At 71.6% G+C, this 15,135-nt stretch carries 14 protein-coding genes; 4 read left to right on the top strand and 10 right to left on the bottom strand.

Annotated elements, in window-relative coordinates; all coding sequences use genetic code 11:
* The first annotated feature begins 56 nt into the window (after positions 1–56).
* Together LTL01_RS05120 and LTL01_RS05115 are read left to right on the top strand one after the other, a co-directional pair.
* Positions 57–659, top strand: coding sequence for a DUF305 domain-containing protein (locus LTL01_RS05120; protein WP_236967641.1), 603 nt, complete (start codon positions 57–59; stop codon positions 657–659).
* A gap of 46 nt (positions 660–705) precedes the next feature.
* Positions 706–1,266, top strand: coding sequence for a P-loop NTPase family protein (locus tag LTL01_RS05115; RefSeq protein WP_236967640.1), 561 nt, complete (start codon positions 706–708; stop codon positions 1,264–1,266).
* A gap of 21 nt (positions 1,267–1,287) precedes the next feature.
* On the opposite strand, the gene LTL01_RS05110 is transcribed toward LTL01_RS05115, so the two are convergent.
* Both LTL01_RS05110 and LTL01_RS05105 read right to left on the bottom strand, forming a co-directional pair.
* Positions 1,288–2,925, bottom strand: coding sequence for an ABC-F family ATP-binding cassette domain-containing protein (locus LTL01_RS05110; RefSeq protein ID WP_236967639.1), 1,638 nt, complete (start codon positions 2,923–2,925; stop codon positions 1,288–1,290).
* 234 nt (positions 2,926–3,159) lie between these two features.
* Entirely contained in the window at positions 3,160–3,735 is a 576-nt protein-coding gene (locus LTL01_RS05105; protein ID WP_236967638.1) for an SOUL family heme-binding protein, read from the bottom strand.
* Between the two features lie 96 nt (positions 3,736–3,831).
* Between LTL01_RS05105 and LTL01_RS05100 the strand changes: the two genes are divergently transcribed.
* On the top strand, positions 3,832–4,371 hold the full coding sequence (locus tag LTL01_RS05100) for a DEAD/DEAH box helicase family protein (protein WP_236967637.1): 540 nt from the start codon (positions 3,832–3,834) through the stop codon (positions 4,369–4,371).
* A gap of 20 nt (positions 4,372–4,391) precedes the next feature.
* A complete protein-coding gene (locus LTL01_RS05095) occupies positions 4,392–4,784 on the top strand; it encodes an ester cyclase (protein ID WP_236967636.1) in 393 nt (130 codons plus the stop codon).
* Between the two features lie 18 nt (positions 4,785–4,802).
* Here the strand turns inward: LTL01_RS05095 and LTL01_RS05090 are convergent, their stop codons facing one another.
* The 8 genes from LTL01_RS05090 to LTL01_RS05055 all read right to left on the bottom strand — a co-directional run bounded on the left by LTL01_RS05090 (position 4,803) and on the right by LTL01_RS05055 (position 15,118).
* Positions 4,803–5,612, bottom strand: a complete 810-nt coding sequence (locus tag LTL01_RS05090; RefSeq protein WP_236967635.1) for an alpha/beta hydrolase — start codon at positions 5,610–5,612, stop codon at positions 4,803–4,805.
* The gene (locus LTL01_RS05085; protein ID WP_053547936.1) at positions 5,609–6,097 is read right to left on the bottom strand and encodes a hypothetical protein; all 489 of its coding nucleotides are present in this window, start codon (positions 6,095–6,097) and stop codon (positions 5,609–5,611) included. Before LTL01_RS05085 ends, LTL01_RS05090 begins: the two co-directional genes overlap by 4 nt.
* Before the next feature lie 50 nt (positions 6,098–6,147).
* The gene (locus tag LTL01_RS05080; protein ID WP_236967634.1) at positions 6,148–9,600 is read right to left on the bottom strand and encodes an error-prone DNA polymerase; all 3,453 of its coding nucleotides are present in this window, start codon (positions 9,598–9,600) and stop codon (positions 6,148–6,150) included.
* On the bottom strand, positions 9,600–11,189 hold the full coding sequence (locus LTL01_RS05075) for a DNA polymerase Y family protein (protein ID WP_236967633.1): 1,590 nt from the start codon (positions 11,187–11,189) through the stop codon (positions 9,600–9,602). Before LTL01_RS05075 ends, LTL01_RS05080 begins: the two co-directional genes overlap by 1 nt.
* On the bottom strand, positions 11,189–11,992 hold the full coding sequence (gene imuA' / locus LTL01_RS05070) for a DnaE2-dependent mutagenesis accessory factor ImuA' (protein WP_236967632.1): 804 nt from the start codon (positions 11,990–11,992) through the stop codon (positions 11,189–11,191). Before imuA' ends, LTL01_RS05075 begins: the two co-directional genes overlap by 1 nt.
* A 397-nt stretch (positions 11,993–12,389) precedes the next feature.
* Positions 12,390–12,887, bottom strand: coding sequence for an HNH endonuclease (locus LTL01_RS05065; protein ID WP_236967631.1), 498 nt, complete (start codon positions 12,885–12,887; stop codon positions 12,390–12,392).
* A gap of 325 nt (positions 12,888–13,212) precedes the next feature.
* Complete coding sequence (locus LTL01_RS05060) at positions 13,213–14,175, bottom strand: M23 family metallopeptidase (RefSeq protein ID WP_236967630.1); 963 nt, start codon at positions 14,173–14,175, stop codon at positions 13,213–13,215.
* Between the two features lie 241 nt (positions 14,176–14,416).
* Positions 14,417–15,118 (bottom strand): iron-dependent transcriptional repressor DtxR, encoded by a 702-nt coding sequence (locus LTL01_RS05055; protein ID WP_236967629.1) that lies wholly within the window; start codon positions 15,116–15,118, stop codon positions 14,417–14,419.
* Between the last annotated feature and the right edge of the window lie 17 nt (positions 15,119–15,135).

Below are 15,135 nucleotides of genomic sequence, written 5' to 3'. Positions count from 1 at the left end.
AGGGTATTCCCGAAGGCCACGAATCGGAAGACCTCGTCCGAACGGAGACTCCCATGATGAAGACGATGCGCCCTGCGACGATCGCCGGGGTCACCCTCGCCGCAGCCCTTGCACTGACGGGCTGCGCGAGCGATGCCCCGACCATGCCCGGCATGGATCACGGCGACCACGCGTCCTCGTCGGCGGAGGCGGTGGATGCCAACAGTGCGGACGTCATGTTCGCGCAGATGATGATCCCCCACCACGAGCAGGCCATCGAGATGTCGGACACGCTTCTCGCGAAGAGCGACATCGACCCGGAGGTCACCGCGCTCGCCGAGCAGATCAAGGCCGCCCAGCAGCCCGAGATCGAGCAGATGGAAGAGTGGCTCGACGCGTGGGGTGCGGACATGCCGGGCATGGACGACATGGACGGCATGCACCACGGCGACGGGATGATGAGCGAAGACGACATGGAGGCGCTCGAGGCCGCGACCGGCACAGAGGCCGCGCGGCTGTTCCTCGAGCAGATGATCGAGCACCACGAGGGCGCCATCGACATGGCGCAGGACGAGGTCGACGACGGCCAGAACGCGGATGCCGTCGCCCTCGCGAACGACATCATCGCGTCGCAGACCGAAGAGATCGCCACGATGCGGGAGCTTCTGGCTCAGCTGTGACCCGTGGGCGGCGGCCTGGCGGGCGGACGGTTCGTAGGATCGAGGCGTGCTGGCCTTCGACGATCCCCTGCCGATCCGACCCCGCCGGGTGCTGGTCGCGGGGGTGTCCGGGGCCGGGAAGACGACCCTCGCCCGGCAGATTGCGTCGGTCATCGACGCGCCGCACACCGAGATCGACGGGCTGTACCACGGGCCGAACTGGGTTCCACGGGATGCCTTTCTCGACGACGTTCGCACGCTGGTTCAGGCCCCCACGTGGGTGACCGAGTGGCAGTATCGGGCCGCGCGTCCGACCCTCACCGCGCACGCCGACCTGCTCGTCTGGCTCGACCTGCCGTTCTTCCGGGTGACACTCCCCCGCGTGGTGCGCCGGACCGTGCGACGTCGGATGCGGCGCGAGGAGCTGTGGAACGGCAACGTCGAGCCCCCGCTGCGCTCGATCCTCACCGAACGCGACCACATCGTGCGGTGGGCTGTGCGGACGAGGAAGAAGTACGACGCGCTCCCCGTGCGGCTTGCGGACGAACGGCCCGACCTCGCGATCGTGCGGCTGCGGACTCCGCGCGAGGTGCGGGCGTGGGTGGCGGGGCCGCTCGCGCGGGTGTGAGCGGCCCCGCCCGCCAGCAGGTCATGTCACGTCGCCCAGCTGCAGCGCCGGCCAGTCGGCGACGTCGCGGAGAAGCTGCCGATCGTGGCTCGAGACGATGACCGCGGCATCCGTCGCCTGAAGGGCATCCGTCAGCTCATCGACGAGCGCGATCGACAGATGGTTCGTCGGCTCGTCGAGAAGAAGCACGTGCGGCCGGCCGGCGAGGACAAGCGCCAGCTCGAGACGGCGCTGCTGCCCCATCGACAGCTCGCCGACACGTTTGCCCGTCTCGCGGGCGTGCAGGAGCCCGAGCTGTGAGAGCCCGAGCGCGGCGTTCGCCGGAATGACCCCGCTCGCGACGAGCGCATCGACATGGTCGGTGAAGAGGTCGCTGACGCGGGCGTCGGGTGTGAGCGCGGTCTCCTGCCGGAGGAACCCGAGGCGTACGTCGGCGGGACGACGGACGGTCCCGGCATCCGCCGCGAGATCGCCGGCCACCACGGCGAGCAGGGTGGACTTTCCCGCGCCGTTGGGTCCGGTGACCACGAGGCGTCCGCGGTGCGACAGGGCGAAGCACACCGGATGCGGCAGACGGTGGGCGACGGACACGGCTTCGACCGTCAGAAGCGCGGCACCCGTGCGCGTGGCGAGGTGAGGGAACCGCAGCTGCAACGGCGGTTCGGGAACCGTGATGCGGTGCGCATCCACCTGTTCCTGCCGCCGCCGGACGCTCTGCACCAGCCCGCCCGCACGCGTAGCGCGACCGTGCTTGTTCGTACCCTTATCCGGACGCCAGCCGGAGACGAGCCGGTTCTGCGCGGCAGTGAGGTCGTCCTGCAGCCGCGCAATCTCGGCTTGCTGCCGCTCGTAATCCTGCTCCCAGCGCTCGCGCTCGGCCCGTCGACCCGCGCGGTAGCCGACGTAGCCGTCGCCGTAGACCCGCGCCCGACCGTCGGGGGTCGGGTCGAGGTCGACGATGGTGTCGGCGACGTCGGACAGGAGGGCGCGGTCGTGCGTGACGACGACCACACCTCCGGTCCGCGAGCGCAGCTTCGCCGTCAGGAACTCCAGCCCGCTCCGGTCGAGATGGTTCGTCGGCTCATCGAGCAGCAGGAAGTCGTCGTCCGCGCCGAGCAGGCACGCCAGGCGCACCCGATAGCGCTGGCCGACGGAGAGATCGTCGAGGCGCACCGTCGCGTCAGTTTCGGCGTCCAGTGCTTCGAGCGCGATCTGGACGCGGCGCTCCGCGTCCCACGCGTCGAGGGCCTCAGCGTGCTCGAGAGCTGCGGCGTAACGGTCGTCGGCGTCGGCGTTTCCCGCCGCGAGAGCGGTCGCCGCGTCATCGAGGGCGTCGAGTGCCGCGAGCGCCGCGGCGATCGCCTCGGCGACGGCGTCACCGACGGTGCGGTCGTCTCCCGCCGGCATCTCCTGCTCGGCGACACCGAGCGTGCCGAGCTGCTGGACCGATCCCCCGTCGGGCGTGAGCGCACCCGCGAGGACGTGCAGGAGCGTGGACTTGCCGCGCCCGTTCTCCCCCACGATCGCGACACGCGACGTAGGCGTGACCGTGAGGTCGAGGTGGGCGAGGACGGGTGTGGCTCCGCGGATGACGGAGATGTCGGAGGCGATGAGCTGCGCGCGATGGCGCGCAGGGAGAGGGGTGGTCAGGGTGGGCATTCGTATTCCTCGGCGATGATGTGCGCCGCTTCGCGGGTCGCGCGAGCGCGCGCAGAATGACGGCGACCCGTACGGGGTCGATGACGAGCGGCCGCCGCAAGCTCGGATAACTCAACGAGCGCAGTGGGCCTCAGTCAGCCGTCACAGGAAGTACAAATGCACGCGTCGAGCCTACGAGGCCGGCGCGAGGGTGTGCAAGATCAGGGTCGCCGGGCCGCCGAGGAGAGGGCGGGCTCAGCCGACCGGGGCCACGTCGATCAGCACCTCGTTGCGGCGGAGGAACCACGGGATGAACGGGGCGTTGAACCGGGCGAACTGCGGCTCGCCCGCCGGTTCGAAGCCCGCCTCGCGGACGCGCGCGAAGAGATCGTCGCGGTGCTCAGCGTACGACTCCTCGGTCCAACGACCCGAGAACGTGGTGGCGGCGACGAGTCGCTCGGGAACCGTCCGGATCGTCACGCGCGAATCGGTCGGGACCGGGGCATCCGCTTCCTTGATTTCGGCGGGAAGCACGAACGCGACGACGAAGCCCTCGTCATCGTCTCCGGTCTGGACCACCGGCGCGGTCATCGCGATCTTCTCGGACGTCTGCGGCGAGCGCCCCTGCACGACCGGCGCGGTCATCGCGATCGACTGCCGCGAGACGTTGTCACCCTTGATGTAGCCGACGAGGCGGCCGAACGCGCGGTTGCCGGCGTCTTCGAACGACACCCCGCTCACCGTGGTCTCGGCAACCACGTGCGGCGGGTAGCTGCGCAGCTCCCACTCCTGCTCCTCGCGGACGACGGTGTACGGCTGTTGCTCGGTCATGCTGCGACGGTACGCCCGACGGATGCCCCGGGCAGGGGTCTTGACGGGCGACCTCGGGCGCACTTCGGGTGTCGCGATCTCGCGCTACAGTGCGGCATGCGCATCGTGGTCTCGGGAACGCACGCCAGCGGCAAGAGCACACTCATCGCCGACGTGGCTGCGGCCCTTCCGGACTACGCGGTGCTGCCGGACCCGTTCGAGCTGCTCGACGAGCGGTTCGACCAGCCGGGCCCGGCGATGTTCCTCCAGCAGCTGCGCGTCGCCGCCGATCGGCTCGAGGACGATCCGCCCGCCGACCTCATCGCCGAACGCGGCCCGCTCGACTTCCTCGCGTATCTCGCCGCCGTCGACGAGCTCGGTCGGGGCACAGCATCCGACGAGGCGATCGAGCGTGCGCGGCAGATGACGGCGAGCGCTCTGCGCGCCGTCGACCTGCTGGTGATCCTTCCCCTCGCCGAGGGCGACGGCATCCGTCCGGGCGAGGACGAAGACCTCGAACTGCGTGAGGCGACGGATGCCGCTCTGCTCGATCTGGTCGACGAAGCGGAGCTGGTCCCCCGCACCACACGGGTCGTCGAGATCACTGGCGATCGGGCCGCACGGGCGGCCGCGCTGCTCGCGGCGATGGCGGACTGACCTGCGGGGATAATGGCCCGATGGAATCGTGGGAGCTGCGCGAGTGGTACGCCGACTTCCTCGACACCTGCAACCGGCACGACCTGGACGAGGTTCGTGGGTTCGTCGATGCCGGCGTGCGGCGGGCGCATCTTCCGGGCGGCGCCGATGCGTTCATCGACGACCTCGCCGATCTGTTCCATGGGTTTCCGGACTGGCAGTGGCGCCGCATCCTCGTCGTCATCGAAGACGACCGGATCGCCGTGCACCTGCGCGGAACGGGCACGCACACGGGGATCTTCCGCGGCATCGCCGCCACCCGACGTCATGTGAACGTCGCGGAATACGTCTTCTTGCGGGTGCAGAACGGGCGCATCACCGAGGTCGCCGGCACGACAGACCGCGCCGAGATCGTCGCTCAGCTCACGGGGTGATTCGAGAGCGCTCGCCGGTCACCCCGCGTGGGCGGTGATGAACGCCGTGGTGCGGTCGTGGAGCTCGTCGCGCTGCGGCAGCTGCTCCCACCCGTGGTCGGCGCCCTCGACGACGATCGCCTCGGCACGGTCGCCGAAGACTTCCTGTGCGGCGTAACGCTCAGCGTAGGTGCGTGGGATGAAGTCATCGGTGCCGTGAAGCAGGAGCGCCGGCCCCGCGAAGGCGGCGGCGCGACCGTACGGGTCGAACGCGACCGCGTCGGCGCGCATCGCGGGTCCCAGCCGCATGCCGTGGAAGTCGAACCAGCCGACCGTGTCGAGGGTGTCGAGCGGCATCCCCTGGAGGTGGCCGGAGCGGATCTCGTCCACGAACACCGCCGCCGTCGACCACATCGTCAGCGACCGGACGGGGCGGATCGACTGCTGCTCGGCCGCGACGACCGACGCGATGACGGCGCCGAGACTCATGCCGAGGAAATGCAGATCATCGCCGTCGACATCGGGGAGTGCGCGGACGACCTCGAGCACCCGATGGGCGGCGCGGATGTCGCCCGACACCGTGGTGTCGAAGAACTCCCCGTCGCTCTCCCCATGCCCCGCGCGGTCGTAGGTGACGACGGTGATGCCCGCGGCGGTGAGCCGCCGCGCCTGCGCGACGAACATGCGAGAGGCCTCGACACGGGTGCCGCCGAACCCGTGGAAAAAGACGGCGACGGGGCGGGGGCCCGCGTGTGCGGCATCCGCCCGGAAGACGCTGCCGCGCAGAGTCGTGCCATCGATGTCGACGGAGAACGGGTCGATGCGAGGGTCGGTCGGTGACGCGCTCACGAGGTCGCACCCCCGGCAAGAATTCGGATGAGGACGATGACCGCGGGCACGAGCACGGCGACCCCGACAATGAGGTCGGTCCATGTCGCCACCTGCTCCTGAGGGTTCTTCCCCGTCTTCGTCACGTGCATGAGACCGGCGAAGAGGAGGAAGAGCGCGCCCGCGATGCCGACGGGCAGCGCCCACCCGGGCACGAGCGCGAGGAGCCCGGCCGTCCCCATCGCGATGTTGGCGACCCCGAGTTCGCGGGTGAGCTGCGTCTCCTGGACCGACGGGGTGGTCCCGCCGAGGATTCGGGTCGTCGCCCCCTTGCCCGAGACCTGGGTGAGTCCCGCGAGCAGCAGTCGGGTGCCGACACCCCAGAACACCCACCATTTCGCGAACACCAGCAGGGGGTCGCCGCCGGCGACGGCCAGCTCCACCGCACCCGACACGATCGGCAGAACGATGGTCTGCGCGATCACCACCACGGCGTATCCGATCATGATGTGCCTCCCGCGTCTCTCGCACCATTGTGGCCGAGACCGCGCGAAGCTCACCGGAAGTCGCGCGAGGCGTGCACCACCCCCACCCGCAGGTCTTCGAACCGGTCGGCGAGGAGGTTCGTCACGCCCTCCGGCGAGCGCTCCAGCATCCCTCGCACGATGAGCGCCGGCGCATCGCGGGCGACGCGGCGGTGACGGTTCCACACCCCGACCGAGCAGATGACGTTGACCACGCCGTGCTCGTCCTCGAGGTTGAGGAACGTCACCCCGGATGCCGTCGCCGGGCGTTGCCGGTGCGTGACGAGCCCCGCGACCTCGACCCGGCGCCCGGTCTCGTGGGTGCGCATCTCGCGGGAGGTGAGCACCCCGCGGGCATCCAGCGCCGACCGGTAGTGCGCGAGCGGATGGTCGTCGGTGGAGATGCCGGTCGCCCACAGGTCGGCGGCGAGGATGTCGTAGCTCGACTGGTCGGCGAACAGCGGCGGCTGCACCGACACCATCGAACCGGGGAGGTATTCGGCGCGGTCCTGCGCGGCCGAGCCCGCCATCCAGATCGCCTCGCGCCGCGTGATGCCGAGGCACTCGAACGCGCCCGCGGTGGCGAGCGCCTCGACCTGGGCGGCGGTGATCCCGGTGCGGCGGACGACGTCGCGGAGATCGCGGAACGGACCCTCCGCGTCACGCGCGGCGACGATCCGCTCGGCGACGGCGGCACCGATGCCCTTCACTCCTGCCAGGCCCAGGCGGACGGCGAGGTTGCCGTCGCGCCGGTGCGCCTCGTCCTCGACCGGCGCGGTCGGATCGAACACCTCCACCGGCGGCTGCAGGCGGTGGGTGCAGGAGTCTCGGCCGGTCGGGGCGACGGGCGGGGCGGGCGCCGAGGGCGCCATCGCGACCGCGACGGCCGGCGGGTCGACGACGGGCTCCAGCACCGCGGTCACCCGGGACGCGTGGAGGTCGGGGCGGCGCACCTCCACCCCGTGGCGGCGGGCATCGGCGACGAGGGACGCCGGCGAGTAGAACCCCATCGGCTGGGCGCGCAGGAGCCCGGCGAGGAACGCCGCCGGGTAGTGCAGCTTGATCCACGACGACGCGTACACCAGCAGCCCGAACGACAGCGAGTGCGATTCGGCGAACCCGAAGTTCGCGAACGCCTGGATCTTCGTGTAGATCTCATCCGCCGCATCACCCACGAGGTTGTGCGCCGCCATCCCCTCGTACAGCTTCGTCTTGAGCGACTCGATGCGCTCCACCCCGCGCTTGGACCCCATCGCGCGGCGGAGCAGATCGGCATCCTCTCCGCTGAGCCCGCCGACGGCCATGCCCATCTGCATCAGCTGCTCCTGGAACACCGGGATGCCGAGCGTGCGCTCGAGCACCGGCTTCAGCTTCTCGTGCGGATAGGTCACCTCTTCCATCCCGAGCTTCCGCCGCACGAACGGGTGCACCGCGCCACCCTGGATGGGCCCCGGGCGGATCAGCGCGATCTCGATGACGAGGTCGTAGAACTGCCGCGGCTGCAGGCGCGGCAGCAGCCCCATCTGCGCGCGCGACTCGACCTGGAACACCCCGATGGAATCGGCACGGCACAGCATGTCGTACACCGCCGCCTCCTCCTTCGGCAGCGTCGACAGCTCCCACACCTCCCCCGTCGACTCGCGGATCATGTCGAAGCAGTACTGCAGAGCGGCGAGCATCCCGAGCCCGAGAAGGTCGAACTTCACCAGTCCCATCCACGCGGCGTCGTCCTTGTCCCACTGGATCACCGTGCGGTTCTCCATGCGGGCGTGCTCGATCGGCACGACCTCCCCCACGGGCCGATCGGTGAGCACCATGCCGCCGGAGTGGATGCCCATGTGCCGCGGTGCCTTCAGCAGCTCACCGGCGAACTCGATGACCTGATCCGGGATGTCGTGCCCCTGCGTCGACTCGAGCGACGCGCCCCACCGCTCGACCTGCTTCGACCAGGCATCCTGCTGACCCGGCGAGTGCCCGAGCGCCTTCGCCATGTCGCGCACGGCGTTCTTCGGCCGGTACTGGATGACGTTCGCCACCTGCGCCGCGCGGTCGCGCCCGTAGGTGGCATAGACCCACTGGATGATCTCCTCGCGCCGGTCCGAGTCGAAGTCGACGTCGATGTCGGGCTCCTCGTCGCGGAGGCTCGAGAGGAACCGCTCGAACGGCAGCCTGTACGCGATCGCGTCGACGGCGGTGATGTCGAGCAGGTAGCAGACGGCACTGTTGGCCGCCGATCCCCTCCCCTGGCACAGGATGCCGCGGCGCCGGGCCTCCTGCACGATGCCGTAGACGATCAGGAAGTAGCCGGGGAAGTCCTTCGTCTCGATCACGGCGAGCTCGCGGTCGATGCGGGCGGCATCCTCGGCGGGGAGGTCGGGGTACTTCCGCGGCACCGCCTCCCACACGAGGTGCCGCAGCCACGACATGGGGGTGTGCCCCTCGGGGACGGGGAGCTTCGGCAGCGCGGGCTTGGCGCGACGCAGCGGGAACGCCAGCTCATCGGCGAGGGTGACCGTGCGGGCGACGGCGTCGGGATACCGGACGAAGCGCTCGCTCATCTCCAGCCCCGACCGCAGGTGCGCGCCGGCGTGGGCGGGGAGCCATCCGTCGATCTCGTCGAGCCCCCGGTTGGCGCGGACCGCGGCGACGGCGGCGGCGAGGAGCTGACGCTGCGGCACCGCGTAGTGGACGTTGTTGGTCACCAGCAGCGGCAGCCCGCGCTCGCGCGCGAGTCCGGCGAGCACGTCGTTGTCGCGGGAGTCGCGGGGGTTCCCGTGATCGATGAGTTCGACGTGGACGCTGTCGGCCCCGAACAGGGCGACGAGGTCGTCGAGGGCGCGGGCGGCGCCTGCCGGGCCCTCCTCGGCGAGCGCGTGGCGGACGGTGCCCTTCCGGCATCCGGTGAGGACGGCGAAGTGCGCGCCGTCGCCCTCCCGGCAGAGCGCGGACAGCTCGTCGAGGTCGTACTGCGGGCGCCCCTTCTCGCCGCCGCGCAGCTGCGCATGGGTGATCGCCGACGCCAGCCGGTGGTAACCCTCCTCCCCGCGGGCGAGGACGAGGAGGTGCTGCCCGGTCGGGTCGGGCTGCCCGTTCTGAGGGCCGGGGAGGCCGAGCGACAGCTCGGATCCGAACACCGTCTTCAGCTGCAGGGTCTCGGCGGCCTCGGCGAAGCGGACGATGCCGTAGAAGCCGTCGTGGTCGGTTACGGCGAGCGCGTGGAGCCCCAGGCGCTCGGCCTCCTCGGCGAGCTCCTCGGGCGAGGAGGCGCCGTCGAGGAACGAGAACGACGAGTGCGCGTGCAGCTCGGCGTACGGGATGGTCTCGGCCGGTCGCTCGATACCCTGCGCGACGTACGAATCGCGCTTGTGCGACCAGGCGGGGCTGTCGCCCCCGTCGGCGCCGGGCGGCCGCGTGCCGGGACGCCGTCGGCCGCTCAGCACCCGCTCCATCTCGGACCACGGGACGCCGGGGTTGTTGAAGCCCATCAGTCGTACGCCCCCTCGACCCACCAGCTCTCGCCCTCGCACACCAGCAGCCACGCCGCCCCCTCGGCGTCGACGACCTGGAAGCGGTGCGCGCGGCGGGCGCGGGCGGCATCCCACCCGCGTTCGACGACGGGCCACGGTCCCGCCCACGCCGTGATCTCGCGGCTCCGCCCGCTCTCGGCGAGGAAGGCCGGCACCGCCGAGACGCTCCCCCGCTCGTCGACGTCGATCACCTCGCCGCCGAGTGCGCGCACGTCGGCGGGCACCGGCTCGAGGAACACCGTCGCCGGATGCGGTTCGGGAAGACTCCCCGGCCACGGGCGCGCGCGCACGGCCGCCTGCGCCCCGACCCGGTCGCCCCACGGCACGAGCACCTGCCGCTCGGCGAGCCAGCGCCCGCCGCCGATCTCGGGGGTGAGCACGCCGCGATGCCCGAGCATCGCCTGCACGCGCGAGAGCGCGTGGTGCACCCGTTCCTCCGGCCCACCGCCGAAGAGGGCCGGCGCGTGGTGGGATGCCGCATCCACCGCCGCCGGTTCGATCCGCACGCGCGTCACCCCGCTGCGGAGCCCCTCCTGATCCTCGGCGAGCTGCCAGCGCACCCGGTCGACGATCGCGGCGGCGTCGAAGGAGCGCGGATGCAGCCACACGCGGTGACTGTGCTCGCCGCGGTCGCCGAAGAGCTCGACCCGCAGCTCGGTGCAGACCAGGTCGATCGCCCCGAGGCGCGTGGTGAACTCCTCCGCCGCCACGCGCATGCCGAACGCGACCTGGTCGGCGATCTCGAGCGGCGGCTCGAACGCGACCTCGCGGTGCAGCTCCGGCGGCGGCGTACGGGGTTCGACCGGCCGCGAATCCCACCCCGCCGACAGGGCGTGGAGGCGGATGCCGCGCTCACCGAACCGCTCGCGCACCCGGTCGGGGGTCATCGCCGCGAACCCGCCCAGGGTCTGCACCCCGAGCCGCGCGAGGAGTCCGGGCAGGTCGTCGGCGGCGCGGGCGGGTTCGCCCGGCGTCGCGTCGGCGAGCACCGACACCGACAGCGGCGCGAGGAAGCCCGCCGCGCCGCCTGCGGGGACCGAGAAGACCGGCTCGGCGCGGGTGGTCGCCGCGCGCGCGGCCTGCTCGGCGGTGAAGGGCCCGTCGGCGATCCCCGCGCGCACGTCGGCGAGGCCGAGCTCGGCGAGGGCGGCGAGCAGCACGCGCGCCGCCTCCCCCTCGCCGCCGTAGTAGCGCGCCGGACCCTTCGCCCGCAGCGCGCACAGCCCCGCCCGGAGCACCTGCACGCCGGGCGCGTGCTCCTCGACGGCCGCGACGACCGGCGAGAACGCGCGGTGGTCGCGGATCGCGTCGGCGGGGACGATCACGAGCCCCGGACACCGCGACTGCGCGTCGCGTCGGCGCTGCCCCCGCCGCACACCGTCGGCGCGGGCGTCGGCCGAGCAGGCCACGACGGCGTTGTGTTCGACGACGGCGATCGGCCGTCCCTCCGCTCCCGGCGGCATCCCCTCGCCGTCGCGAAGGAGTGCGGTGACCGGCCAGTCCGGAAACCACAGCACCATGCTGCGCTCGGGCGCCCGCGCGGTCATCAGCCGGCCGCCCGCATCGGGGGCGAGGACGCGCCCGCACGCTCGTCGCGGCCGTCGCGGCCGTCGCCGCCGTCGCGGCCGGTTGCCCCACCCTCGCGCTGCGGTTCGAGTGCGGCCAGCGGCTCGGACGCGGACGAGATCCCGCCCTGCGGATCGGGCAGGAGCACCCGCGCGCGGCGCTGATTCGGCCAGCGCCTGCTCGTCGTACGGAGCGTCACCTCGCGACGGGAGAGGTAGCCGTGCCCGCGGCCGAGGCCCTCCCAGTCGGGCTGGTCGATCTCGATCGCCGCCTCCGCCTGCGGCCACGGCCCCTGCACCAGAAGCACCGCGCCGCGCTCGCGCAGCCGCCCGGCCAGGCGCGAGATCTCGCCGTCGGGCACGCGTCCCGCCGGCCGCACCGCCACCACGGGGAGCACGTCGGCGATCGTCGCGGTGACCGCGAGCCACCGCGGACCGGGCTCGGGGATCAGCACGAGTTTCGACAGATCGACCCCGAGGGCCTCGGCCGCCTCGGCGCCGAAACGCGGCATCCCGACCGCGGCGCACCACGATCCCGAGCTCGACGGGGTCGCCAGCAACGCCATCAGCAGCGACATCGATCGCGGGAGCGAATACGCCGCGCCCGGACGGAGCCCACCCCCGGGCAGGAGCGAGGCGAGCGCGGGATGCACCGGCAGAACGGGGGCGTCGAGGCGGCGCCCCTGCATCCGCTCCATCTGCGCGCGCAGCGCCGCCACGTCCGCCCGCGCACCGGTGCCGGCGTCGCGGGTCGACATCGCGGTAGCCTGCACGATCGCCCTCATCCCTCCAGTGTAGAACGCATGTTCTACGTATCTCTACGTCGATCTCGAACGTATCTCTGCCCTCCGACATCGCCCTCGGGCGAGCGCGTCGCCGCCCTTCGGGTGGCAGGAGTGGCCGCCTCGGCGCGCGCGAAGGGGCCACACGCGCCACACGAATGCGCGCCCGCGACGCCGACCCCGCAGCATCCGCCGCCGCCGACCCTCACGTGGCAGAAGTAGCCGCCTCAGCGCGCGCGAAGGGGCCACACGCGCCACACGAACGCCCGCCCGCGACGCCGACCCCGCAGCATCCGTCACCGCCGACCCTCACGTGGCAGGAGTGGCCCCCTCAGCGCGCGCGAGGGGGCCACACGCGCCACACGAACCCGCGCCCGCGCGCGCGACGCCCCCTGAAGGCTCAGGCGGCGAGGGCCAGGTACGGCTCCCAGCGAGGGTCCGAGCGGTCGGTGCCGCGCACCATCCACTGGGGTCCGCGCGGCGGGCGCGGCGCGACGCGCAGCTCCCACCCCATCTCCTGCGGCGTCCGGTCGCCCTTGACGTTGTTGCAGCGCAGGCAGCAGGCGACGAGGTTCTCCCACGAGTCCGCTCCCCCGCGCGAGCGCGGCAGGATGTGATCGATCGTGGTGGCACTCTTGTCGCAGTATCCGCATCGCTGGCCGTCGCGGCGCAGCACCCCGCGGCGGGTGACGGGCACGTGCGTGCTGCCCGGAACGCGCACGTACCGGGTCAGGATGATCACCGCCGGGCGTTCCCACGAGCCGGATGCGGCCCACACCGGTTCACCCTCCAGGCGTTCGACCACGGTGGCCTTGTCGTTCATCACGAGCACGAGGGCTCTCTTGAACGACACCACGGCGAGCGGCTCGTATCCGGCGTTCAGCACCAGTGTGCGCATTCGTCATCCTCTCGAACGTCCGGGACGGCTTCCCGGTGATTCGACCTGTCGACGTTTCCCGATGCGCACGGGCATGAAAAAAGGCGCTGTCTCAGAGACAGCGCCTTGGCGCCACGGCAGTGCCGCGGAATCCGATCATGCAATGCCGAAGGACGTGGCGTCCGAGCGCATCCATGGTGCGGATGCGTGGTGTGCGGTCCATCGGCTTTTCCCTCCGCTTCGTGGAGCGTCGGGTTTCAGGGTAACCCACGCCACGACGCGCCGGCGCGGAGGTCGGTGAACGCGTCGTGGCGTGTCGACGAACGTCGGACGATGACGGATGCCGTCAGCCGGCGTTGACCTGCAGCCACGCCCACGGGTCGACGACCGACCCGTTGATGTGCACCTCGAAGTGGAGGTGGTTGGCGGTGGAGCGTCCGGTGCTGCCGACGAGCCCGATCAGCTGACCGGCCTCGACGTACTGGCCGGCCTGGACCTGACGGCTGCCGTAGGTCATGTGGCCGTAGACGGTGTTGACCTGCTGTCCGCCCACGACGTGGTCGATGGTGACGGCGACGCCGTAGCCGTAGTGGCTCTCGCTCGAGACGCGGACGACGCCCGCGGCGGCCGCGTAGATGGGGGTCCCGCCGTCGGCGAGGAGGTCGACGCCCTGGTGGTAGCCGGAGTCGCCGAGTCCGCGGCCCTTGGTGAAGGTCAGGAGCGGCCAGCGGACCTCGCCGGTGCCGGGCGAGGTGAGGCTGATGTTCATCGGCACGGAGGACGACGACGAGGATGCCGCGGCGGCGGCCGCAGCGGCGGCGGCTTCGGCGCGGGCGACGGCGGCGGCTTCAGCCGCTTCCTTCGCCTTCTTCTCGTCGATCTCCTCCTGCGTGGTGGCGGAATAGCTCTCGCGCTGGATCTGCGATGCGCTGGCGTCGGAGGCGACGAGCAGAGACTGGGCGTTGTCGGCGGCGATCTGGTGCTGCGTGATCGCCTCCTCGCTCTGCGGCATGGCGGCGAAGGCGGGGATCGCGGCGGTGGCGACGAGGCCGCCCACCATGCTGAGGATCACCATCGAGCGCAGCGGCTTGGTCACGCGGCTCGGGGCCTTGGGGGTCGTCCGGACGGGCGCGGTGGCGGCGGCCTTGCGGGCGGCGACAGCGGCCTTGCGCTCGGCGACGGCGGACTTCCGCTGTGCGACGGCGGCGGTGCGACGGGCGGCAGGAGTCTCGCTCCTGCGGGAACGACGGGTGGGAGGCGTCGCCTCGGTCGGGTTCTCGCCCTCGGGCGAGGAATTCTCTTCAGCCAATAGTTCCTCCGGCGCCTCCGCGCCGGGGGCGCTGGCTCGTCAGCACTCGGTGTCGGGGCACGGTGTGCGGGTCAGGGGCCTCGGAAACGACGAGCCAGAGAGGCAATTTCCGAGGAGTCCGACGGCGGGCTTGTCGCCTGTGGACGGTCCGAGGCTACCCGAAGGTAACGAATAAGTCACGCTCAGACGGCGGACCGAGACGATTCCCAGGGACCGTACACCGCGCCGACTCGGTCGTAGATCAGGCGGGCTCGGCGACGAGGAAGATGTGCGAGGCGACCTCGACGGGCAGCTCCAGCCCCTCGTCGGTCCCGTCCATCTCGACCAGCACATACCCCTCGTTGAAGCGGAAGGACCCGTGCGCGCCGGGCATGACGCCGGCGCCCTTCAGCTGCTGGAGGAGCTCCGGATCGACCTGCGCGGGCTCGGCGAGACGGCGGACGGTGCCGGTGATCGGCGCCCCCTCCTCGTTCATGCGCTTGACGAGGCCGACGACACCCTGCTCGAAGGTCTTGGCCGGAAGGTCGCCCAGCTGGTCGAGGCCCGGGATGGGGTTTCCGTAGGGCGACTCGGTCGGGTGCCCGAGAAGCTCCACGAGCCGGCGCTCGACCTGCTCGCTCATGACGTGCTCCCAGCGGCAGGCCTCTTCGTGCACGAACGCCCAGTCCAGCCCGATCACGTCCGAGAGGAGGCGCTCGGCGAGACGGTGCTTGCGCATCACATCGACGGCCTTCTGGCGCCCGGCGTCGGTGAGCTCGAGGCTCCGGGTGTCGGTGACGACGACCAGGCCGTCGCGCTCCATGCGCCCGATGGTCTGCGACACCGTCGGACCGGAGTGCCCGAGACGCTCGGAGATCCGCGCCCGCAGCGGCACGATGTTCTCCTCCTCGAGTTCGAGGATGGTGCGCAGGTACATCTCGGTGGTGTCGATGAGATCGGTCATATGTGGGGCATCCTCCG

Source organism: Microbacterium aurantiacum, assembly GCF_021654035.1.
GTDB classification, from domain to species: Bacteria; Actinomycetota; Actinomycetes; order Actinomycetales; family Microbacteriaceae; genus Microbacterium; species Microbacterium aurantiacum.
The sequence above is the reverse complement of the archived record's forward strand: the minus strand, read 5'-3'. Positions and strand labels throughout refer to the sequence as shown.